Raw genomic sequence first — 20,143 nt, 5'->3', positions numbered from 1 at the left:
GCAAAGTTACCGTATGAACACATCTGCATTCAAATCCAAGCAACGTGGCCTGTCCTTCATCGGGCTGGTTCTCATGATGGCACTGGTGATTTCGGTATTCATCGTAGGCGCCAAGGTGGTGCCGACCGTGATCGAATACCAGACCATCCTGAAGGCCCTGAACAAGGCCAAAGAGGGCAATACCGTGTCGGAAGTGCGCGTTATTTTTGACAAGGCCGCCAGCATTGATTTGATCTCCTCGGTTACAGCCAAGGACTTGGAAATCAGCAAAAACGGCGACAAGGTTGTCGTCTCGGTGGCCTACAACAAAGAGATCGAACTCTTTGGTCCGGCATATCTATTGATCAAGTACTCTGGCTCCAGCAAATAGCGTGAACGATGGTCTTCTTGCGTTGCAGCAACGTCTGCAACATGTGTTTTCTGATGAAAAACTGCTGGTCCGTGCCACCACGCACCGCAGCTTTTCGGCAGACCACAACGAACGCCTGGAATTCCTGGGCGACTCGGTATTGAATCTGGCCGTTGCCGGCCTGCTCTACACCCGTTTGAGTTCCTTGCCCGAAGGCGATTTGTCCCGCGTGCGCGCCAATATGGTCAAGCAGGACACGCTGTACCAGCTGGCGGTGGTGCTGGACCTGCCAGGCGTGCTGCGCCTGGGCGAGGGCGAGGCCCGCTCGGGTGGGCAAAAACGCCCGTCCATTCTGGCCGATGCGCTGGAAGCGGTGATTGGCGCGGTGTTCCTCGATGCCGGCTACGGCGCTGCCGAGGCCTTGGTGCACCGCCTGTTCAAGACGGTGGAAATCAACCCGCAGATGCAGGCGATCGGCAAGGACCCCAAGACCGAGTTGCAGGAGTGGCTGCAAGGCCGCAAAATGAAGTTACCCGCTTACCGCGTGGTCAGCACCTTGGGGGCGGCCCACCGGCAGACCTTTGATGTGGAATGTGAAATTGTTGAGCTTGGCCTGGCCGAGCGCGGCATCGGCGGCTCGCGCCGCGCTGGCGAACAGGCGGCGGCCGCTGCCATGCTGGTCAAACTTGAATCCAAAGCCGTCGCCGTGAAAGCCTCCAAATGACAGCAAGCTCTAACCCTCCTAATCCCCCAGAGTCCTCCACCGAACCCACAGACGCACCAGACGATGCCATGGCGTCCCTGGAAGGCATGCTGGCCGATTTAAAAAAAGCATCTCCTGATGCGCCTGTAACCGGCCAGCGCTGCGGCTTGGTGGCCATTGTCGGCAAGCCCAATGTGGGCAAGTCCACTTTGCTCAACGCGGTGGTGGGCCAGAAGATCAGTATCACCTCGCGCAAGGCCCAGACCACGCGGCACCGCATTACCGGTATCCGTACCCGCGACAACACGCAGTTCGTGTTTGTCGATACGCCCGGCTTTCAGACCCTGCACAACAACGCGCTGAACCGCTCTTTGAACAAGACGGTGCAGGGCGCGGTGAGCGACGTGGACCTGGTGCTGTTCGTGGTGGAAGCCGGCAGCTTTACCCTGGCCGATGCCAAGGTGCTGTCCCTGCTCAAGCCGAATATTCCGGTGCTGCTGATTGCCAACAAGCTGGACAACGTACACCGCCGTGCCGAGATCGCGCCCTGGCTGCAGAGTATGCAGGAGCGCCACCCGTTTGCCGAGTTCGTGCCCATGTCGGCCAAGAACGCCAAGGATATCGAGCGCCTGTTCGGCATCTGCGCCAAATACCTGCCCGAGCAGGCCTGGTGGTATGACGAAGACGAGTTGACCGACCGCAGCGAGAAATTCCAGGCCGCTGAAACCGTGCGCGAGAAGCTGTTCCGCTTGACCGGCGACGAGTTGCCCTATACCTCCACCGTCATCATCGACAAGTTCGAGGAAGAGCCGCCTGCGCGCAAAGGCCAGAAGCGCCTGCTGAAGATAGCCGCCACCATTGTGGTCGAACGCGATGGCCACAAGGCCATGGTGATCGGTGACAAGGGCGAGCGCATCAAGCGCATCGGCATGGAAACCCGTGTCGAACTCGAAAAATTGATGGATGCCAAGGTGTTCATCGAGGTCTGGGTGAAAGTGCGCTCCGGCTGGGCCGACGACGAGGCAAGAGTCCGCTCCTTTGGCTACGAGTGATTCGTGGCTCCAAAACGGTTCCATGATGAGCCTGCATATGTTTTGCACCGCTACGACTGGAGCGAGTCCAGCCTGATCCTGGAGGTCTTCACCCGCCACCACGGCCGCATGGCGATTGTGGCCAAGGGGGTGAAGAAGCCGACTTCCAACTTCCGTCCCATCCTGCTGCCGTTGCAGCCTTTGCGCCTGTCGTTTGGCGGTGATGCGGAAATCCGCAACCTCAAGGCGGCCGAATGGGTGGGCGGCCACGTGATGCCGACCGGCGATGCGCTGCTGTCCGGCTACTACCTGAACGAGCTGCTGATGCGCCTGCTGGCGCGCGACGACCCGCACACGGCTTTATTCGACGCCTACGGCGTTGCGGTACAGGTGCTGGCCTCTGAACATGGCGAAGCGTTGCAACCGGCGCTGCGGGCGTTTGAGCTGCTGTTGCTGCGCGAGATTGGCCTGCTGCCCTTGCTGGACGTGCAGACCATGACCTTCGAGCCCCTGGAGCCCGAGGGCCGCTACAGCCTGGTCGCCGAAGGCGGCCTGCGCCAGAGCCAGGCGGACGACCGGGCCAGCCTGAGCGGCACACAGTGGCTGTCGCTGCAGCAATCGCTGCAGCCCGGCGCACCGTTCACAGCCACTTTGCGCGCCTGCGCCGAGGTATTGAACGGACTGAAGCCCCAGTTGCGCGCCGTGCTGCACTACCATTGCGGCATGGCAACGCTGCATACGCGGCAATTGATGATGGATCTGCAAGCCCTATGACTTCTCCCCACGCTGCGGTGCGAACCGCCCTCTCGGTCAACGTCAACAAGGTGGCGCTGGTGCGCAACACCCGGCATCTGGGCATCCCCAGCGTAGCCCGTGCCGCCACCTTGTGCCTGGAGGCCGGTGCCCAGGGCATTACCGTACACCCGCGGCCCGACGCGCGGCATATCCGCACCGAAGACGTCTACGAGCTGTCTGACCTGCTGACCGCCTGGCCCGACCGTGAGTTCAACATTGAAGGCAACCCGTTCCAGAACCTGATGGACTTTGTGCGCCGCTGCCGCCCCCACCAGTGCACTTTTGTGCCCGACGGCGAAGACCAGTTCACCAGCGACCATGGCTGGAACCTGGCCCAGGACGGCGACCGCTTGCGGCCGCTGATCGCCGAGGCGCAGAGCCTGGGCGTGCGCGTCAGCCTGTTCATGGACCCCGTGCCCGAGGCCATGGCGTTGGCCAAGGCCGTGGGCGCAGACCGCGTCGAGCTCTATACCGAAAGCTACGCCAGCGCCTACGGCAAGCCCCAATTTCAAGAGGTTTTAAGCCAGTTCGCGCAGGCAACACAAGCGGCAGCAGCTATCGATTTAGGAGTGAATGCCGGCCACGACCTGAGCCGTGACAACCTCACCGCCTTTCTGCGCGCCTGCCCGCAGGTGCAAGAAGTGTCCATAGGCCACGCGCTGGTGGCCGACGCGCTGGAGCTGGGCTATGCCGCCACGGTGCGTGACTACCTGCGCTGTATTGCCGACGCCGCCCGGCCATGATTTACGGCATAGGTACCGATATCTGCGACGTGCGCCGCATCCGCGCCAGCCTGGAGCGCCATGGCGATCGCTTTGCCGAGAAGGTGCTGAGCGATGCCGAGCTGGAGACCTGGCGCAAGCGCGGCGCGCGCTGGCCCGAGCGGGGCGTGCGCTACCTGGCCACGCGCTTCAGCGCCAAGGAGGCGTTCAGCAAGGCCATAGGCATGGGCATGCGCATGCCCATGACCTGGCGCTCCTGCGAGATCGTCAACCTGCCCAGCGGCCAGCCCAGCATTGTTTTGCACGCGGCACTGAAAACCTGGTTTGAGGCGCAGGGGCTGAGCGCCCACGTCACCGTGACCGACGAAACCGACTACGCCGCCAGTTTTGTCGTCGTGGAGCGTTTGCCAGCGTGATTCTTGATTGCTATAGTATTCATAGCTGCTTGCACAGGTATTGCCTGCGCTAGAAGCATTTATTTGATAAATCCTTCCTATGTCCCAACACGCCCCCCTGATCATTGACATTGCCGGCACCACGCTGACCCGCACCGACCGCCAGCGCCTCAAGCATCCGCTGACCGGCGGCATCATCCTGTTTGCTCGCAATTGGCAAGATCGGGCCCAGCTCACCGCCCTGTGCCGGGACATCAAAAAGGTCCGCAAAGACCTGCTGATCTGCGTGGACCATGAAGGCGGTCGGGTCCAGCGTTTCAAGACCGATGGCTTTACCCACCTGCCGCCCATGCGCGTACTGGGCGAGATGTGGATGCGCGACGCGCTGCAGGCCACCAATGTCGCCACCGCCTGTGGTTATGTGCTGGCCACCGAGTTGCGCGCTTGCGGCGTGGACTTCAGCTTCACCCCGGTGCTGGACCTGGACTTTGGCGAGAGCAGCGTGATTGGCGACCGCGCCTTCCACAGCGATGCGCGGGTCGCCAGCCTGCTGGCTAAGAGCCTGATGCACGGCCTGCTGCAAGCCGGCATGGCGAACTGCGGCAAGCACTTCCCCGGTCACGGCTTTGTGAAGGCCGATTCGCACACGGACATTCCGGTGGACAAGCGCAGCCTGAAAGCCATCCTGGCCGAAGACGCCTTGCCCTACGCCAGCCTGAACACCAGCTTGTCCAGCGTCATGCCGGCCCATGTGATCTACCCCAAGGTGGACAGCCGGCCCGCGGGCTTCTCCAGCAAGTGGCTGCAATACGTGTTGCGTGGCCAGCTGGACTTCCATGGCGCGATCTTCAGCGACGATTTGAGCATGGCCGGCGCGCGTCGCATTGACGGTAAGGACGTGAGCTATACCGCCGCCGCCGTGGCCGCGCTGGAAGCCGGTTGCGACATGGTGCTGTTGTGCAATCAAAGCCTGGCCGACAAAGGACGGGCAGTGGATGCCTTGCTGCAAGGCCTGACCGAGGCCCAGCTCAAGGGCCAGTGGGAACCTAACGAAGCCAGCGAAGACCGTCGCCAAAGCCTGTTGCCCACCACGCCCGCGCTGGAATGGGACAAGCTGATGACCCATCCGGCCTATATGCAGGCGCTCTGGCTGGTGCCTTGAGGTGCTATTTATTTGGTAGCTACTAGCGCTGCTAGTACATGCGCTAGGGGGCTATTGGGTATTGGAATTTGCAGATGAGAGCTATCCCCTCCAAAGCGCTGCTGCCCATTTGTTTTTGCTTCTGCAGATGGGCAGCTAACGCGGGGAAAAGTGAAGCTCTAGTTTTGGAGTTGGGGTAAGACTGAATGCTGGAATTTTTCGACGGCTGCCACGATCGCCTGCACGATGGCATCTTGCTTGGCGTTGTCGGCCACATACTTTTCATCCCCCGCGTCCACGATTACACCGACCTCCAGCAGCACTGCGGGGACCGTGGTTTTTCGCAAAACCAGTAGCTCGTCAAATTTGTAAATGCCCAATTTGGCATCGAGCAGTTCGCGGTTTTCGCCTGCAATAGGTTCGGCGTGGTGCAGCGAGGGATGGCGACCCAGTGCGAGCAATTCCTGCCCCAATAGCTTGGCAAACTGCTGACTCTGCGCAAACTTGGGATTCCGTTGGGACACAAAGATCGAGTAACCGGTAATAGGCTGAACGGCTTGGTAGGCGGGTGTGCCGTTAACCTCAATTTTGGCCAGGTATTTCAGCTGCGCCGAATCATGGTGCAACGCTAAAAATAAATCTGCCTGTCGGGCGTTTGCCAGCTCCGCACGTCTGTCCAGGCTGATTTCTTCTGAGGATGCGCGCGTGAGTACCACCTGCACTCCTGTGGCTTCCAAGCCCTTGGCCAGTTTTGCACTCAGTGCATCGTTGTAGGCGACTTCATAGATTCCCTTGACGCCCAAAGCACCGGCTTGCTTGGGGGTGTGGCCGGGGTCTAGCACGATGACGAATGGTTGGCCCGCGGTGCGCGGTGCGTCAGCCGCATTCGAAGCGGCGGCGCACGTAAAAAAAGCGCACAGACACAAAAGTGCCTGTGCGCTGCGCGTTTTCAAATAGCGCGGCAACATGTGCTTGCGCCTATCCGTTCAAGCTGCTTATTCCCAAGATTTTTTGGCGATGGCGGCGTCGTTGCAAGTGCCGGTTTTGCACTCACGGGCACGGTCGCGCAGGTACTCGGCGCGCTCACGGTTGAGTTTGTAGTTGCAGCTCACGTCGATGGAGCCAGAGCGCTCGCAAGACGCATCCCGGAATTTAATCCAGTCGCGCTGTGTTTCGGTTAGTTGCTGTTTGACGTTATCTTTGAGCGGTTTGCGTAGCTCTGTGTACACAGAATTCAGCTCTTTGTCGGATTCCAAAAACAACTTGGCGACGCAATAAGTTTTGTCGTAGCTGGTCTTGAACTTGTCGCAGCTGTCAGTGTTATCAGCGTGGGCAAATTGCGCCGAAAAAAACAAACCTGCAGCCAACGAAGCCAAAGTCAAAAATTTCATAAATTCTCCGAATATGGGATTGGAAATTATGGGCGATTTGCACACTGTAGAAACCAGTCGCTAAGCCCATCCGCCGTATTTTCATGCGGTGGCTAGCACCCACATTTTTACTTCTTTTTTGATAGCTGCTAGCGCAGGTGCTATCTGCGCTGGCGCTCTATCGGATGATGAAAATTAAGCCTCGCGGCGCAGCGCCGGGAACAGGATGACGTCGCGGATGCTGGCGCTGTCGGTCAGCAGCATCATCAGGCGGTCAATGCCGATGCCGCAGCCGCCGGTGGGGGGCATGCCGTATTCCAGGGCGCGCACAAAGTCAGCATCAAAATGCATGGCTTCGTCGTCGCCGCTGTCCTTGGCCGTGACCTGGGCCTGGAAGCGCGCAGCCTGGTCTTCGGCGTCGTTCAATTCGCTGAAACCGTTGCCGAATTCGCGGCCGGTGATGTACAGCTCGAAGCGCTCGGTGACTTCCGGGCGGTCGTCGTTGGCGCGGGCCAGTGGCGAAATTTCGGTCGGGTGTTCCATGATGAAGGTCGGCTGCCAGAGCTTTTCTTCCACGGTTTCCTCGAAGTACAGCACCTGCAGGCTGGCCAGGCTGCGGCCGGCGAGCTTGTTCTTGGCTTCGGTCAGGCCCAGCTTTTTCACGGCGTTCGTCAGCCAGGTGGCATCGAACACGTTGTCGCCGGCTTCGGTGTACTTCTGGATGGCTTCGACGATGGTCAGACGCTCAAACGGCTGGCTCAGATCGACAGGCTTGCCCGCGTACGTCAGCTGCAGTGAGCCGGTGGCGCGCTGGGCCGCATCGCGGATCAGCTTCTCGGTGTAGTCCATCAGGTCCTGGTAGTTCCAGTAGGCCGCGTAGAACTCCATCATGGTGAACTCGGGGTTGTGGCGCACCGAGATACCTTCGTTGCGGTAGCTGCGGTTGATTTCAAACACGCGCTCAAAGCCGCCGACGATGAGGCGCTTCAGGTATAGCTCGGGCGCGATGCGCAAGAACATTTCCTGGTCCAGCGCGTTGTGGTGGGTCTTGAAGGGCTTGGCGTTGGCACCGCCGGGAATCGGGTGCAGCATGGGGGTTTCGACTTCCAGGAAGTCATTGGCCACCATGAATTCGCGCAGTGCGCTGACGGCCTTGCTGCGCGCCATGAAACGCTGGCGGGCTTCCACATCGGTCATCAGATCGACGTAGCGCTGGCGGTACTTGGTTTCCTGGTCAGCCATGCCGTGGAACTTGTCGGGCATGGGGCGCAGGCTCTTGGTCAGCAGGCGCACGCTGGTGGCGTGGATAGACAGTTCACCGGTCTTGGTCTTGAACACCGTGCCCTCGGCGGCGACGATGTCGCCCAGATCCCAATGCTTGAAGCTGGCGTACAGCTCAGCGCCCACGTCTTCGCCCTTGACGTAGATCTGGATGCGGCCACCGGTGCCGCCCAGCGAGGCATCTTGCAGCGTGCAGAAGCTGGCCTTGCCCATCACGCGCTTGAGCATCATGCGGCCGGCAACCTTGGCGGTGGCGCCCAGGGGTTGCAGCTCTTCTGCGGTCTTGTCGCCGTAACTGGCAAACAGGTCGGCCGCGCGGTGGCTGGGCTTGTAGTCGTTGGGGAACGCCACGCCCTTGCCTTCGGCTTGCTGTTGGCGGATGGTTTTGAGCTTTTCGCGCCGCTCCAGGATCAGCTGGTTTTCGTCTTGGGCCGGAACGGGAGGCAGGGCGGAGGTGTTTTCAGACATGCTGTTATAGAAAGAGGAGGGCGAAGTTCGCCAAACCTTTGATTTTAAGTCCGGCTCGGCAGGTTCAGTGCGTGATGCCGTCGCGGCGCAAGACTTTGAGGAACGTCAGGACTAGTATCTTGCAGTCCAGCCCCAGCGAGTGGTGCTGCAGGTAATGTGTGTCCAGCGCCACCTTGGCAGGAATAGGCAGCTCGTCGCGCCCGTTAATCTGCGCCCAGCCGGTCAAGCCGGGCAGCAGCTCGTGCACGCCTTCCGCGGTGCGCAGCGCAATCAGGTCTTGCTGGTTGAACAGCGCGGGCCGCGGGCCGACAAAGCTCATGTCGCCACACAGAATGCTCCATAGCTGGGGTAACTCGTCCAGGCTGCTTTTGCGCAGAAAGCTGCCAATCGGCGTGAGGTGGGCGCCGGGGTTGCCCAGCAGGTGCGTGGCAACGGCCGGGGTATTGATCTTCATGCTGCGGAATTTGGGCATCTTGAAGATGTGGTTGCCTCGGCCCACGCGGTCCGACCAGTACAGCACCGGGCCGGGCGAGGTGAGTCGTACGGCAACCGCCACCAGCAGCATGGCGGGCGCGAGTATGGCCGTGGCAACCAGGGCCAGCAGCAGATCCAATAGCCGCTTCACGACCGGTACTCCTCCAACGCGCGACGCAATCCTTCGTCCAAGCTGACCGGCGGCACCCAGCCAAGCAGGGTGCGCGCCTTACTGCTGTCTATTTGCAAGTTGCTGCATAAGCGCTGGACTGCAGCGCGCTGGCCCAACAGGGTGGCCCCAGCAGACAGTATCCATGGAGGGATGGCTAGCAAACGGGGAGGACGGCCGATAGCCAGAGCCATGCGCTGCACCAGTGCGGTGGTGGATAGGTCCTCTCCATCGCTGACCATAAAGGTCTGGTTGGCTGCTGCGGGGTGGGTCAAACAGAGGGTGATTAAATCGGTCAAATTGTCCAAAGCAACGAGGCTGCGTTGGTTATGGATATCGCCCAGGGGTAAAAGTTTTCCCCTGGCTATGGCACGGGCCAGACTTGCGAAATTGGCTTTCACGCCAGGGCCGTAGATCAGTGGTGGGCGCAGGATGGTGATCTCCATTCCGCTGGTCTGCCCCAGTTGCCGCAAAGCATTCTCGGCTTCGAATTTACTGATGGCATAGGGCTCGTGAGGCGAGGGAGGGCTGGTTTCGTTGAAGGGGTGCCCGGTGGGCGTAGTTTCACCGTTGACCTTGACCGAGCTGATGAAAATCAAACGCTTGACGCCGGCTTGGGCCGCCATTTGCGCCAAGTGCAAGGTCGTATGTACATTGCTGTCCCGAAATGCCTGCAAGGGGTTGGGGTCTTGTTCCTGCATGACGTGCACTCGGGCCGCCAAGTGGACTACGGTATCTATGTCCGATAGCGCGGCCCGCCAGTCCGTATTGGCATGCATATTGCCCACCAAAATCGAGTTGACGGGGTCGCTTTCGCGTGCTGGTGTAGCCTGACGGAGCGAGGTGCGGAGATGGAAATCCGGGCGCGCTTGCAACTGGGTCAGCAGAGCGCGACCGACAAAGCCCGTGCTTCCTGTGATAAGGACTTTCACAGGCGTACATACTCCAATAGTTTGCGGGGATATTTGGACAGGATCTTGAACCAATTGGTGGAAATGCCATTGTCCCTGCAAGCGCGCAGCACCTCTTGGTTAAGTAGCAAAGTATTGCGCCATCCACGGGTGCTGACGCCGCCCATTTGCATGCGTACCAGAATTTCATTTTTGTGCTGGTATCGCACCTGTCCATTTTTGAACGCTCTGGCGATCCAGTCATAGTCTCCCGCAATCTTGAAATCCGTGCGAAAGGGCCCGACCCGCTCATAAATTTCTCTGCGTACGAAGAGCGCAGGGTGAGATGGCATCCAACCCCAGGCCAAACGGTCTGGCTTGAAGTGAGATGAGCTATACCGCCGCACTAGTTGTTCAGGCGCTTCTGCGCGAAAGAAGGCTACATCGCCCATGAGGGCATCCAGATTTTCGTTCTGCATTTGCGCAGCGATACCTGCTAAAACATGGGTGTTCGCATAGCGGTCATCGGCATTGAGGAATGCAACCACATCCCCGGTTACCCTTTCCAAGCCCTTGTTCATTGCGTCGTATATGCCGCTGTCCGGCTCCGACACCAGAGTGCTGACGTGCTGGCCATGCTTCCGTATCTGTTGCAGCGTGGCGTCTGCAGAACCACCGTCGATCACGATATGTTCGATGCTGGGATGCGTTTGGGTGGCAACGGAGGCTAGTGTTGCTGTAATGGTGTCGGCGCTGTTATAGCAAACGGTGATGATGCTCAGTTTCACGGATGTCAGATTGGTTGCGTTGGGTCCAGCTCGTGCATCACCATGGCACGTGCAACTTCGCGCATCGACATGCTAGCCTTCCAACCCAGGTGCTGGAAGGCCTTGGACGCATCGCCGCAGCTATGGCGAATTTCTGTGGGGCGGAACAATTTTCGGTCTTGAATGACGTGGTCTTGCCAGTCCAGGCCCACCTGCTCGAAAGCGGTTTGCACGAATTCCTGCAGTGAGCTGGATATGCCGGTTGCGATCACAAAGTCCTGGGGGCTGTCTTGCTGCAGCATCCGCCACATGGCGTCCACATATTCAGGGCTCCACCCCCAGTCGCGGCGTATGCCCAGGTCGCCCAAAACCAGTTTGTCGTTGCTGCCACGTGCAATCGCAACCACTCCCTGCGTGATCTTCCGGGTCACAAAGCGTGGAGGTCGCAGCGCCGACTCATGGTTGAACAAAATGCCGTTGCAGGCAAAAAGGCCGTAGGCATCACGGTAGTTGGTTACCAGCCAATGGGCAGTAGATTTGGCCACCGCATAGGGGCTGCGCGGCTCAAATCGGGTTTGCTCGGTCGCAGGCATTTCGCCCACATCGCCGAAGCATTCGCTGGACCCCGCCTGGTAAAACCGAATGGGCAGATTGGTAAACCGGATGACTTCCAGCAAATTGATGGTGGCTGTCGCAATACTTTCTAGCGCCTCTGCGGGTTGCTCAAAAGACAGCCCCACTGACGTTTGGCCTGCCAGGTTGTAGATTTCTGTGGGCTGGCTCCGCACGATGGCTTGCAATACGCTGCGGAAGTCATTGGTGGCCATGGAGATGGTGGTGACTTTATCCCGTATGCCCAGGCGTTGCAGGTTGGAAAAAGTCGATAGTTGAGCATCGCGGGAGGTGCCCCACACTTTATAGCCTTTGGAGAGCAGCAGCTTGGCTAGATAAGCGCCATCTTGACCACCTACGCCGCAAATTAGAGCTCTCATTGGGCTAGCGTTGCACGGTAAATGTTGACAGTTTCTTCGGCACACTTACGCCAGGAGTATTTCATTTTCTGGGTCCTTCCCCGGTTAACTAGATCATCAGACAAAGTGGGTGAATTTAATACAGCCTCCAATGTAGATCTTATGGAGTCAGCACTTGATGGGTCAAAAAAAGCGGCAGCATGCCCTACTACCTCCGGTATTGAGCTGGTTTGGCTGCAGGCGACAGGGCAGTCCATGGACATGGCTTCTAAAGGGGGGATTCCAAAGCCCTCATATAACGAGGGATAGACAAAAACCGCTGCATGTCGATAACAAGACGCCAGTACGGAGTCGTTTCCTCCAACTTGACGAACACGTGCAGTATTTCCTGTACTGGCAATCATCGCTGCTTCTTTTTCGTTAAATTTGCCGCCACCAAAGCATAGTAAGTAAAAATTGTTCCTCAGCCATGTTGAGCAGCTATATGCCTGCAGAAGGGCGGTAAAGTTTTTGTATCCAGAGCGATGGCCTACGAAGAGTAGATATGGAGTGTCTACCCCCAATGTCCGAAGTCGAAAGGCGGCACTTGCTTCGTCGGTAAGCAGGTCACTTAGTGCATCAAAACCTAGATGGGTTACAGATACCTGATCTGGCGAAATAGCATCATATTGTTCGAGCAAGTCTTTGCGTGTATTTTCTGAGATGCAAATTATTTTATCTGCTTGCGAGACAATTCTTTTTTTCCAGCGTGCGATGGGATCTTTTCTTGAGTAATTTTCAGGATATTTTTCATGAATCATGTCATAAACTGTAATGACATTTTTGGCATACTTCGATGGTGCTGGAAAGGGATAGTAATAGGTTCTATGCAAAATATCTGAGCTATGAGTGTATTGCAGAACCTTTCCCATAAAAAGACTGGCCGCTCGAAATATAGGTTTTGCTGTACGAATGGCCGGTGCGGGTTTCCCGATTATCAATGTATTTGATAATGCTTTGAGGTATTCGTTGCAATGGTAAGGAGCAATGATTCTAGGTTGTATGCCTTGAATTTCATTCATTTCCTTGGCTAAACTGGCAAAGTAACGTGAAATTCCTCCCACTGTTTGTGAGCAAAAAATTTGTGGATCAAAATTCACGCGCATGATTTTACGATTGAGTATTGGCTTTATTTATCTTCGACATTTCTTGAAATGCTGAAAAATATGAAGCAGATGTATACCCCTGTGCCAATCCTTGGGAGGTTCTTTGGGCATTAATAAGCATATTGTTGTCCCATTGAGATATGCTGATGAGTGCTTGGGCTAAGGATTTTGCAGACATTTCGTGGAATACAAAGCCATTAATACCGGATCGTACTAAATCCTGCGCAGCACCTACCCACCGTGATGTAATTAACATCGCCCCACTCGCGGCAGCTTCACACACCACCGTACCCCAGTGATCTTCTCGACTGGGTAGAACCAAGCATCTGGTTTCACGCATACGTTGAGAGGCAAGTTGTGCTTGCGCGAAACCTTCGAAAATAATTCCGTTACCGAGGCATTTACTCTGCATTGGACCGCTGCCTAGGATGCGCAGATTCCAGTCGCCACCAGATTTTCTATAAATGCTGAAAGCATCTAGTAATACATCAAGTCCTTTTCTTGGAATCAATTGCCCTACAAAAAGAAATTCTTTTTTTCGTTCTAAAATGGAAGGGCCAGCTTTATATATTTCTTCGTATGCACCATAGTACCCTGTGAATATGCGATGGGCGGGCATCCCCAAGAAGCGCATCAGGGTGGTGGACGAATGTCCAGGGACGAACGCTGCATCAAAATGTTGGCGCAACCATAAGCGGAACCATGCTGCACCGACCCACTGTCGTAAATTTCCTTTAAAGTTATTATCTGCTGCAAAAACAATTGTGGCACCTCGTTTTTTCATCCATCGATCAAAACGAAGCCATCCTTTGTGTGCCCAGCCTGTGTGGATAATGAAATTACGATCGGAAAATTCATGTCGCCGTTCCCAGATGTCATCGGCATTGTCAAGCCATTGGATCTTGTGAGCAAGTAGTTCCTCAAGTCCTTCAAAGGGAACTGCCGCCTTGGTTCCCAATAAGATCAATTGATCTCCAAATGCGTCAGCTACTTTTTTTGTAAGTAAACCGCAAGGCGGGAAGCCTTCCCAGAAAATAAGTGGACGTAGCTTTGAGTGCATTACCGTGGTATCAAGAGTTGTCACTTTGTTTATTTGAGGTTTCAAAAGGTGTAATAAGTTTTTAAACTATTTTGAAAATTCGCCGTGAATTTCTTAATTTGTGATGCCGAAGGGTTGGTAAATGCTTAAGAATTCTTTATAAAGATAAATTACGCGATCGAATTGGCCAAAGAGCTAGCAGCTGCATTTTTAGGATGCGGGGTGCAAAGAATACATTTGATGCTACAACTGCAATAAATTGAGCGAATACGGATGCTATTGCTGAACCTTGTATGCCTATTCGAGGTATTAGGACGATATTTCCTATGATGCTTGTTATTACTCCGAGGGTGGTTCTGTATAGCGTTAATTTTCCTAGTCCTTCATTAATAAGCCACAAACTTTGCCCAATGCCTAGGAAAATAAATATATTAGAGAAAATGTGAATGGATAGAACGGAGGTCGCTTCGGAGTAATTTGGGCCATAAAGAAGATGAATAATTTGTGCCGAAAAAAAAGTTGTGAAAATAATAATTACTACGGCTGTTATGGAGAATATACGAAATATTAAAAAAATAGTTTGCATATATGCTTGATGATTTTCAAGTTTTTTTCGAGCAATGTGTGGGGCAAGCGCGATGGCTAATGTGACTGGAATCACGTTCCATAGTTGTGATGGAGTGAGTGCGGCAGAATATAAGCCAAGTTGAGTTTCCCCTAGAAGTTCTCGGATCATGAGTTGGTCGATGCGCATGTATATAAGGGCGGCCAGTCCACTTAACATAAATGGCCAGGACTGAATGAGTAACTCTTTGCTGCGCTGTTTACTGATGGACCAGTTCGCAGTAGTTGGGAATTTCCGATAAGTATTTGTTAGAGCTACTGCTAAAAATGTTGCATCAAGCAGTGCTGCCAATGCATATGTCCATAGTGGAGTGTCTAGCGCAATAAATACAATGCGTATCGAGTTTGCCAGCGCATAGGAAATTAGCTTCGAGATAACAGTCTTATGATTTTTACCTTGACACTGAAACCATAGATCGACGGTGTCTGTGCATTGAAGTACAAGACTGGCGCCAATGATGGCAATCAGCTGGAGTGTTCGGCTATCTCCGGGTCGAAGAATCCAGATGAGGACGATGGCAGCAAGCCAACATAGCAAGCCTGCTACTAGTCGTAGACGAAATGTTGTGCCCAGAATTTCCGCCGCTTCGTTGGGGTTGCGCGCTAAGTCCCTTACAACGATGCCGTCTAGGCCCAAATTGGATATTCCTTGGAATAACGCAATGAATGTAATTGCGTAAGCCAACTCTCCAAAAGCGGTTGGACCTAGATGGCGGGCAACCCATGCTCCTACCGTGAGAGCAAGTAAAAGTCTGATGAACTTGTCCAAGAGCAACCACAGGGAATTACTTGCAAACTTGGATGCAGCTGGGTGTTCTGTTAGATATTTTTTCCGGAAATTTGGAAACCGGTCAAACCATTTCTCCGGAGGCGTTACGTTTGGCATTGTGACGTATCGTTTGCTGCCGATTTCTTAAGTACAGCCACGAGGTTGGATGAGAAAGACACGCTCAAACCACCCATAAAAAGGTGTTTAATAGTCGAGCCAATAGCCCAGCGGAAAGGAAGCCCAATCAGAATGGATATACGTCGTTTGAGGCTAATGCCTTGTAGTGGTTGAATAGGTGATCGCAGTGAAATTACTTCAAATCCCGCAAGTTGGGCAATCTGGCGTAACATCATTTGACCAATGGCGGTTTTGTGAGTGATGTCACCATTTTGTAATGGTAAGGAGAAGGGGTTGTCTCCATTGGGGAATCTAAATAGGAATAGAGTGTGGTCGGTGGATATATTTGCCAGTTTTTTGAAAAAAGAAACTAGTGAATCTCGGTCTATATGCTCTAAAACATCAAAGGCGGTAATCAGGTCGTAGTTTTTTTTGGAGTGTTCGCAGGGTAAATCACCAATGCTTTCTGTCGCGGTGTAACCATGGGCGTTGGCTCGGGCTACTAGCCGTGAGTTGACTTCAATGCCGTCGCATTGCCAACCGCGGCTGCGACACCATCCTAAAAAGGATCCATTGCCAAAACCAATATCTAGAACGCGCAATTGCTGCTGCGATATTAGTCCCAATTGCTGGAGCTCAACTGTGTAATAGTTGCTTTGCTCTTGCGTGAAGGATGCAAAATTTGACGCCTCCCACCCTTGTGCAATTTCGTAATTCTCGTAATTCATGGATGCTCACAGAGGGCGGCGTTAATTGAGGTTGAATGGACACTGTGCGTTGCGTGCATCAACATGTTTGAGCTACGTTATGCTCAAAAATATCAGTTGACACAGGTTGGTAGTCGTTGACCAAAGATTGAAGAAGCATCTTGATTTGATTTGCTTGGTTGTTTTGTGATGCGAGCTTCAATTCATGGAGTTGGGGCTCCAATGCCCGCCAAGGAATGAATTCTTCCTGAGCCTTCATGATGCGCAGATGTTCCGTCGGCCTTGGGTTGTTTCCAATCAACAGTTCCTCATAAAGCTTCTCTCCGGGGCGCATTCCAGTGATGGTGATTTCTATATCACCATCAGGGTGGTCTTTATCTCGGACTTTTAATCCCGAGAGCGCGACCATGCGATGAGCCAAGTCCAAAATTTTTACAGGCTCTCCCATTTCCAGTACAAATACATCGCCGCCGTGGGCCATGGCGCTGGCTTGAAGTACCAATTGTGCGGCTTCGGGGATGGTCATGAAGTAGCGGGTAACCTCGGTGTGTGTGACCGTCAGTGGGCCGCCGAGCGCAAGTTGCTGTCTAAACAGCGGTACTACGCTACCGCTAGATCCCAGTACATTGCCAAATCGCACCATCGCAAAGATAGTTTTGTTGATGGCAGAGACCGGGGAATTCGTGCATTGGGTGAAAAGGACAGTGGGACATGCTGCGATGGCCTGCAAAACAAGCTCCGCAATGCGTTTGGTTGCCCCCATGACATTGGTCGGGCGTACGGCCTTGTCGGTTGAAACTAGTACGAAATGGCCTACCTCCAGTTCAACGGCTACGCGGGCCATATTCAGCGTCCCAAACACATTGTTTAAAACGCCTTCTGTGGGGTTGCTCTCTACCAGCGGCACATGTTTGTACGCAGCCGCATGGTAGATGGTTGATGGACGATACTGAGCGCATATGTCCAACATGCGAGGGTAGCTGGTTACGCTACCGAGCGTCGGAATGATGTCAATGGTCTGGCCCAGAGTGGCAGAAAGAGCTTGCAGTTCTGAATGTATGGAATAAAGCCCGAATTCATTATGGTCTACTAACACCAAGCGCGTGGGGCGTTGCATCAAAATCTGTCTACATAGTTCGCTGCCAATGCTACCCCCAGCCCCTGTTACCAACACCGTTTTATTGGTCAAGTTGCGGGCCAGAAGCGCGGGGTTGGGCGGTATGGGCTCTCTGCCCAAAAGATCTTCAATATCCAATTCACGAATATCTTGCACGGTGACGCGGCCACTTGCCAGATCCGACATACCAGGCAGTGTGCGCACGTGCACAGGCAACTTTTGTAATGTCTGAAGAATTGCGTTGCGGCGCTCGCGTGTGGTGCTAGGAAGCGCTAGCAAGATATCGGTGACATCTTTTTGTTCTACCAGCTTCGGGATTTGTTCGGGCCTGTAGACATGCACTCCGTTAATGCTGCGTTCAGCTTTTCCAGGATCGTCGTCTACAAATCCTAGCAGGGTGTACGTGCGTGTGCTTGCAAGAGCTGCTGCTGTTTGAACCCCGGCTTCTCCGGCTCCATAAATTAAAAGGCGTGCATTGCCACGAGCATCTGCGGGCCCTAATCCAGATAGCCAGAATCGGGCCATGGCGCGGCTGGTGCCTACCAACAACAAAAATATCAATGGTTGCAAAATCCCGATGCTGCGTGGAATTACTTCCCAGTGCATCCATTGCATCCATTGCAATGTGGTGAACAAGAAGAGTGCATATATCACCACTGCCGTTGCTGTCGCAGTTAATGCCGCCATGCCGGTATAACGAAAGATGGCGCGGTATAGCCCGAATCGTACAAAAATGGGTACCGCAAGAATAGGCGCCACCAAGTAGACAGCCCATTGAGCGCCCATGGGCCTGTGCAGGCTATCCAGTCTGAGCGTGAAGGCGATCCACATCGCCAGCAGACTCAAGACAATGTCCAGCGAGACGACGACTAGGCGTTTGGTTGAGCGCGGCCAGTTCAGGATGGATGGATGGTTCAGGAAGCGTGCAGGCATCAATGTGGTGGGGTATCTGAAAAACGCGTATGTGCCAATACGTCAGTGACCAGCTCCAGGCGAAGCAAAGGACTATCGAGGGACATCAGATTGTGCTTGTCCAAGATTGGCAAAGGTAGTAGTTCACACCAGCGGTTGGCTACCCAACCGCAATCGTCCAGCTGGTATGTGCCAGGTTGTGGTAACCGGTCACTGCCGGCGTTTTGGGTGTGCAACGTCTGTATCAATTGGTCCAGGCTCTTGGCGCTGTGCTGCAGATCGGGTGGAATGGGACTGGCGGTATCTTCAGCTATCAAGGTCACATCGGCCATCCAGAGGCCAAGATGCGATTGGTGCTGTGAGTTTATGCGAAAGCGTTGGCCTCCCTTGCAATCCAGCATGAGCAGTCCTGGCTGCAGCATTTGCAGTTGGGTGATGTGCGCCAGTACACCTACTGGATGGAAACGTTCAGCCGGTGCGGTGGGAGTACGCACTTCCGCGCCTTGCGCCAGCGAAACAACGCCAAAAGGCGTTCCCGTGCGATAGCACTCTCCAACCATATGAAGATAGCGGACCTCGAAAATGCGCAGCGGTAGTACACCACCGGGAAAGAGCACGGTCCGTAGAGGGAAGAGCGGAATGTTTAACAAGACAGGCTATGCCAGCGTATGGTGACAGGCGCTATCATCCCACGAGCTCATATAGGCCCATCGCATGCTGTACCAAATCATCTCGTTTCTGCTAGAGGTCGTTACTGGACTTTTTGGAGGAGCTTGCCTGTTGCGTTTGTATATGCAATACCAGCGCATCCCTTTTCGTAATCCTGTGGGCAGCATGGTTTTTTCTTTGTCCGATTGGATTGTGCTGCCGTTGCGGCGTGTTATCCCTGCATTGGGTCGGTGGGATTTGGCCAGTCTGGTCGCAGCGTTTTTGTTGAAGTTGCTGCAATTCGCGCTGTTGTGGCTGGTGTCAGGCAGTTTTGCGGGTTGGGCAGTTTTACCCTTGCTTGCCTTATTTGGCTTGGTGTCACTGTCGATCTCGGGACTGACGGGATTGCTGTTGGTGTACACCGTCATGTCATGGATGCAGACCCGAACACACTTGTCGGATGTGATTGAGCGCTTGTGCGTGCCGCTGCTTGCGCCTATACGGCGTGTTCTTCCGACCATGGGCGGCCTGGATTTATCTGCGCTGGTGCTATTGGTGCTGCTGCAGGTGGCAGCGATTGTCGTTGGCTACGCTTTGCCTATGGTGCTGGCCTATTTTTAGGCCAGTCTGGAATCAAACCACGGCGTCTGCAGGTTGCTTGAGCAGCATCGCCAAGGTGTGGGCGATGGTCTTGCGCAGGTCTTTACGGTTGCAAATCAGGTCAATAGCACCTTTTTGTTGCAGAAATTCAGCCCGTTGAAAGCCCTCGGGCAGGGTCACTCGCACCGTGGATTCAATCACGCGGGGACCAGCAAAACCGATCAAGGCCTTCGGTTCTGCTATCACCACGTCACCTACAAAGGCAAATCCGGCGCTGACACCGCCCATGGTCGGGTCGGTCAGCACACTGATATACGGCAGTCCTTTTTTGGCTAGACGTGTTAATGCTGCATTGGTCTTTGCCATTTGCATCAGGCTGAGCAGGCCTTCTTGCATGCGCGCACCGCCGGTTGCGGTGAAGCAAATGAATGGTACTTTTTGTTCAATGGCCGCGTGTACGGCACGCACAAAGCGCTCACCTACAACGCTGCCCATACTGCCGCCCATGAACTCGAATTCAAAGCAGGCGACGACGGCGTTGATGCCGTGGATGGAGCCACCCATGACCACCAGTGCATCGGTTTCGCCGGTGTTTTCCATGGCCTCTTTGATGCGTTCCGTGTATTTGCGGCTGTCCTTGAACTTGAGTGGATCGACGGGAACAACTTCTTGACCCAGTTCATAGCGGCCTTCGGCATCCAGGAATACGTTGAGCCGGGCACGGGCGCCGATGCGGTGGTGGTGGCCGCAGCTGGGGCAAACGTTTTGGTTCTGTTCCAGATCATTCTTGTACAGCACCGTTTCGCAGCTCGGGCATTTGATCCACAGCCCTTCGGGCACGCTGCGGCGGTCGGCCGGGTCAGAGCGCTGGATTTTGGTGGGAAGAAGTTTTTCGAGCCAAGACATAGGTGCAATCCTCAGGGAGGGGCGCCTCGCAGC

The 20,143-nt window shown here is 54.9% G+C and carries 22 protein-coding genes; 8 read left to right on the top strand and 14 right to left on the bottom strand.

The window, feature by feature from the left end; all coding sequences use genetic code 11:
- Positions 1–13 precede the first annotated feature (13 nt).
- The 7 genes from AC07R0_RS10930 (at position 14) to nagZ (ending at position 5,157) form a co-directional block, all read left to right on the top strand.
- Positions 14–370 carry a DUF4845 domain-containing protein gene (locus tag AC07R0_RS10930; protein WP_495075398.1) on the top strand — a complete coding sequence of 119 codons (357 nt, stop codon included), beginning with the start codon at positions 14–16 and terminating at the stop codon, positions 368–370.
- A gap of 1 nt (position 371) precedes the next feature.
- On the top strand, positions 372–1,073 hold the full coding sequence (gene rnc, locus AC07R0_RS10925; protein ID WP_495075399.1) for a ribonuclease III: 702 nt from the start codon (positions 372–374) through the stop codon (positions 1,071–1,073).
- A gap of 86 nt (positions 1,074–1,159) precedes the next feature.
- Positions 1,160–2,104, top strand: a complete 945-nt coding sequence (gene era, locus AC07R0_RS10920; RefSeq protein WP_495075490.1) for a GTPase Era — start codon at positions 1,160–1,162, stop codon at positions 2,102–2,104.
- Between the two features lie 3 nt (positions 2,105–2,107).
- Positions 2,108–2,857: a DNA repair protein RecO gene (gene recO, locus AC07R0_RS10915; RefSeq protein ID WP_495104845.1), complete on the top strand. Its 750-nt coding sequence runs from the start codon at positions 2,108–2,110 to the stop codon at positions 2,855–2,857.
- On the top strand, positions 2,854–3,621 hold the full coding sequence (locus tag AC07R0_RS10910) for a pyridoxine 5'-phosphate synthase (RefSeq protein WP_495104844.1): 768 nt from the start codon (positions 2,854–2,856) through the stop codon (positions 3,619–3,621). The genes recO and AC07R0_RS10910 overlap by 4 nt, the downstream gene beginning before the upstream one ends.
- The gene (gene acpS, locus AC07R0_RS10905; RefSeq protein WP_495075402.1) at positions 3,618–4,016 is read left to right on the top strand and encodes a holo-ACP synthase; all 399 of its coding nucleotides are present in this window, start codon (positions 3,618–3,620) and stop codon (positions 4,014–4,016) included. Before AC07R0_RS10910 ends, acpS begins: the two co-directional genes overlap by 4 nt.
- Positions 4,017–4,095: 79 nt before the next feature.
- The gene (gene nagZ / locus AC07R0_RS10900; protein ID WP_495104843.1) at positions 4,096–5,157 is read left to right on the top strand and encodes a beta-N-acetylhexosaminidase; all 1,062 of its coding nucleotides are present in this window, start codon (positions 4,096–4,098) and stop codon (positions 5,155–5,157) included.
- A 158-nt stretch (positions 5,158–5,315) separates the two neighbouring features.
- Here the strand turns inward: nagZ and AC07R0_RS10895 are convergent, their stop codons facing one another.
- The 13 genes from AC07R0_RS10895 to AC07R0_RS10835 form a co-directional block, all read right to left on the bottom strand.
- Positions 5,316–6,104, bottom strand: a complete 789-nt coding sequence (locus AC07R0_RS10895) for an N-acetylmuramoyl-L-alanine amidase family protein (RefSeq protein WP_495104842.1) — start codon at positions 6,102–6,104, stop codon at positions 5,316–5,318.
- Positions 6,105–6,131: 27 nt separating this feature from the next.
- Entirely contained in the window at positions 6,132–6,527 is a 396-nt protein-coding gene (locus tag AC07R0_RS10890; RefSeq protein WP_495104841.1) for a lysozyme inhibitor LprI family protein, read from the bottom strand.
- A gap of 174 nt (positions 6,528–6,701) precedes the next feature.
- The gene (lysS, locus tag AC07R0_RS10885; RefSeq protein WP_495104840.1) at positions 6,702–8,255 is read right to left on the bottom strand and encodes a lysine--tRNA ligase; all 1,554 of its coding nucleotides are present in this window, start codon (positions 8,253–8,255) and stop codon (positions 6,702–6,704) included.
- A 64-nt stretch (positions 8,256–8,319) separates the two neighbouring features.
- The gene (locus AC07R0_RS10880) at positions 8,320–8,880 is read right to left on the bottom strand and encodes a sugar transferase (RefSeq protein WP_495104839.1); all 561 of its coding nucleotides are present in this window, start codon (positions 8,878–8,880) and stop codon (positions 8,320–8,322) included.
- A complete protein-coding gene (locus tag AC07R0_RS10875; protein ID WP_495104838.1) occupies positions 8,877–9,830 on the bottom strand; it encodes a UDP-glucose 4-epimerase family protein in 954 nt (317 codons plus the stop codon). The genes AC07R0_RS10880 and AC07R0_RS10875 overlap by 4 nt, the downstream gene beginning before the upstream one ends.
- Complete coding sequence (locus AC07R0_RS10870; RefSeq protein ID WP_495104837.1) at positions 9,827–10,576, bottom strand: glycosyltransferase family 2 protein; 750 nt, start codon at positions 10,574–10,576, stop codon at positions 9,827–9,829. The genes AC07R0_RS10875 and AC07R0_RS10870 overlap by 4 nt, the downstream gene beginning before the upstream one ends.
- A 5-nt stretch (positions 10,577–10,581) precedes the next feature.
- Positions 10,582–11,547: a GDP-mannose 4,6-dehydratase gene (locus AC07R0_RS10865; protein WP_495104836.1), complete on the bottom strand. Its 966-nt coding sequence runs from the start codon at positions 11,545–11,547 to the stop codon at positions 10,582–10,584.
- A complete protein-coding gene (locus AC07R0_RS10860) occupies positions 11,544–12,665 on the bottom strand; it encodes a glycosyltransferase family 4 protein (protein ID WP_495104835.1) in 1,122 nt (373 codons plus the stop codon). The genes AC07R0_RS10865 and AC07R0_RS10860 overlap by 4 nt, the downstream gene beginning before the upstream one ends.
- A 10-nt stretch (positions 12,666–12,675) precedes the next feature.
- On the bottom strand, positions 12,676–13,755 hold the full coding sequence (locus AC07R0_RS10855) for a glycosyltransferase family 4 protein (RefSeq protein ID WP_495104834.1): 1,080 nt from the start codon (positions 13,753–13,755) through the stop codon (positions 12,676–12,678).
- A gap of 112 nt (positions 13,756–13,867) precedes the next feature.
- Positions 13,868–15,220, bottom strand: a complete 1,353-nt coding sequence (locus AC07R0_RS10850) for a flippase (RefSeq protein ID WP_495104833.1) — start codon at positions 15,218–15,220, stop codon at positions 13,868–13,870.
- Complete coding sequence (locus AC07R0_RS10845; RefSeq protein ID WP_495104832.1) at positions 15,208–15,948, bottom strand: class I SAM-dependent methyltransferase; 741 nt, start codon at positions 15,946–15,948, stop codon at positions 15,208–15,210. The genes AC07R0_RS10850 and AC07R0_RS10845 overlap by 13 nt, the downstream gene beginning before the upstream one ends.
- 58 nt (positions 15,949–16,006) lie before the next feature.
- On the bottom strand, positions 16,007–17,977 hold the full coding sequence (locus tag AC07R0_RS10840) for a polysaccharide biosynthesis protein (protein WP_495104831.1): 1,971 nt from the start codon (positions 17,975–17,977) through the stop codon (positions 16,007–16,009).
- A complete protein-coding gene (locus AC07R0_RS10835) occupies positions 17,977–18,606 on the bottom strand; it encodes an LON peptidase substrate-binding domain-containing protein (protein WP_495104830.1) in 630 nt (209 codons plus the stop codon). The genes AC07R0_RS10840 and AC07R0_RS10835 overlap by 1 nt, the downstream gene beginning before the upstream one ends.
- Positions 18,607–18,670: 64 nt before the next feature.
- Between AC07R0_RS10835 and AC07R0_RS10830 the strand changes: the two genes are divergently transcribed.
- The gene (locus tag AC07R0_RS10830) at positions 18,671–19,225 is read left to right on the top strand and encodes a YggT family protein (RefSeq protein ID WP_495104829.1); all 555 of its coding nucleotides are present in this window, start codon (positions 18,671–18,673) and stop codon (positions 19,223–19,225) included.
- Positions 19,226–19,237: 12 nt separating this feature from the next.
- Here the strand turns inward: AC07R0_RS10830 and accD are convergent, their stop codons facing one another.
- Positions 19,238–20,110, bottom strand: a complete 873-nt coding sequence (gene accD, locus AC07R0_RS10825; RefSeq protein ID WP_495104828.1) for an acetyl-CoA carboxylase, carboxyltransferase subunit beta — start codon at positions 20,108–20,110, stop codon at positions 19,238–19,240.
- Positions 20,111–20,143: the final 33 nt, after the last annotated feature.

This window comes from Rhodoferax sp. GW821-FHT07F03, from assembly GCF_059418745.1.
The sequence above is the reverse complement of the archived record's forward strand: the minus strand, read 5'-3'. Positions and strand labels throughout refer to the sequence as shown.

Coding starts and splice junctions, on each gene's coding strand:
- AC07R0_RS10890 (WP_495104841.1), bottom strand. CDS start 6,527: ATGAAATTTTTGACTTTGGCTTCGTTGGCTGCAGGTTTGTTTTTTTCG.
- AC07R0_RS10830 (WP_495104829.1), top strand. CDS start 18,671: ATGCTGTACCAAATCATCTCGTTTCTGCTAGAGGTCGTTACTGGACTT.
- AC07R0_RS10840 (WP_495104831.1), bottom strand. CDS start 17,977: ATGCCTGCACGCTTCCTGAACCATCCATCCATCCTGAACTGGCCGCGC.
- AC07R0_RS10845 (WP_495104832.1), bottom strand. CDS start 15,948: ATGAATTACGAGAATTACGAAATTGCACAAGGGTGGGAGGCGTCAAAT.
- AC07R0_RS10930 (WP_495075398.1), top strand. CDS start 14: ATGAACACATCTGCATTCAAATCCAAGCAACGTGGCCTGTCCTTCATC.
- accD (WP_495104828.1), bottom strand. CDS start 20,110: ATGTCTTGGCTCGAAAAACTTCTTCCCACCAAAATCCAGCGCTCTGAC.
- lysS (WP_495104840.1), bottom strand. CDS start 8,255: ATGTCTGAAAACACCTCCGCCCTGCCTCCCGTTCCGGCCCAAGACGAA.
- nagZ (WP_495104843.1), top strand. CDS start 4,096: ATGTCCCAACACGCCCCCCTGATCATTGACATTGCCGGCACCACGCTG.
- AC07R0_RS10865 (WP_495104836.1), bottom strand. CDS start 11,547: ATGAGAGCTCTAATTTGCGGCGTAGGTGGTCAAGATGGCGCTTATCTA.
- acpS (WP_495075402.1), top strand. CDS start 3,618: ATGATTTACGGCATAGGTACCGATATCTGCGACGTGCGCCGCATCCGC.
- AC07R0_RS10895 (WP_495104842.1), bottom strand. CDS start 6,104: ATGTTGCCGCGCTATTTGAAAACGCGCAGCGCACAGGCACTTTTGTGT.
- era (WP_495075490.1), top strand. CDS start 1,160: ATGCTGGCCGATTTAAAAAAAGCATCTCCTGATGCGCCTGTAACCGGC.
- AC07R0_RS10910 (WP_495104844.1), top strand. CDS start 2,854: ATGACTTCTCCCCACGCTGCGGTGCGAACCGCCCTCTCGGTCAACGTC.
- AC07R0_RS10850 (WP_495104833.1), bottom strand. CDS start 15,220: ATGCCAAACGTAACGCCTCCGGAGAAATGGTTTGACCGGTTTCCAAAT.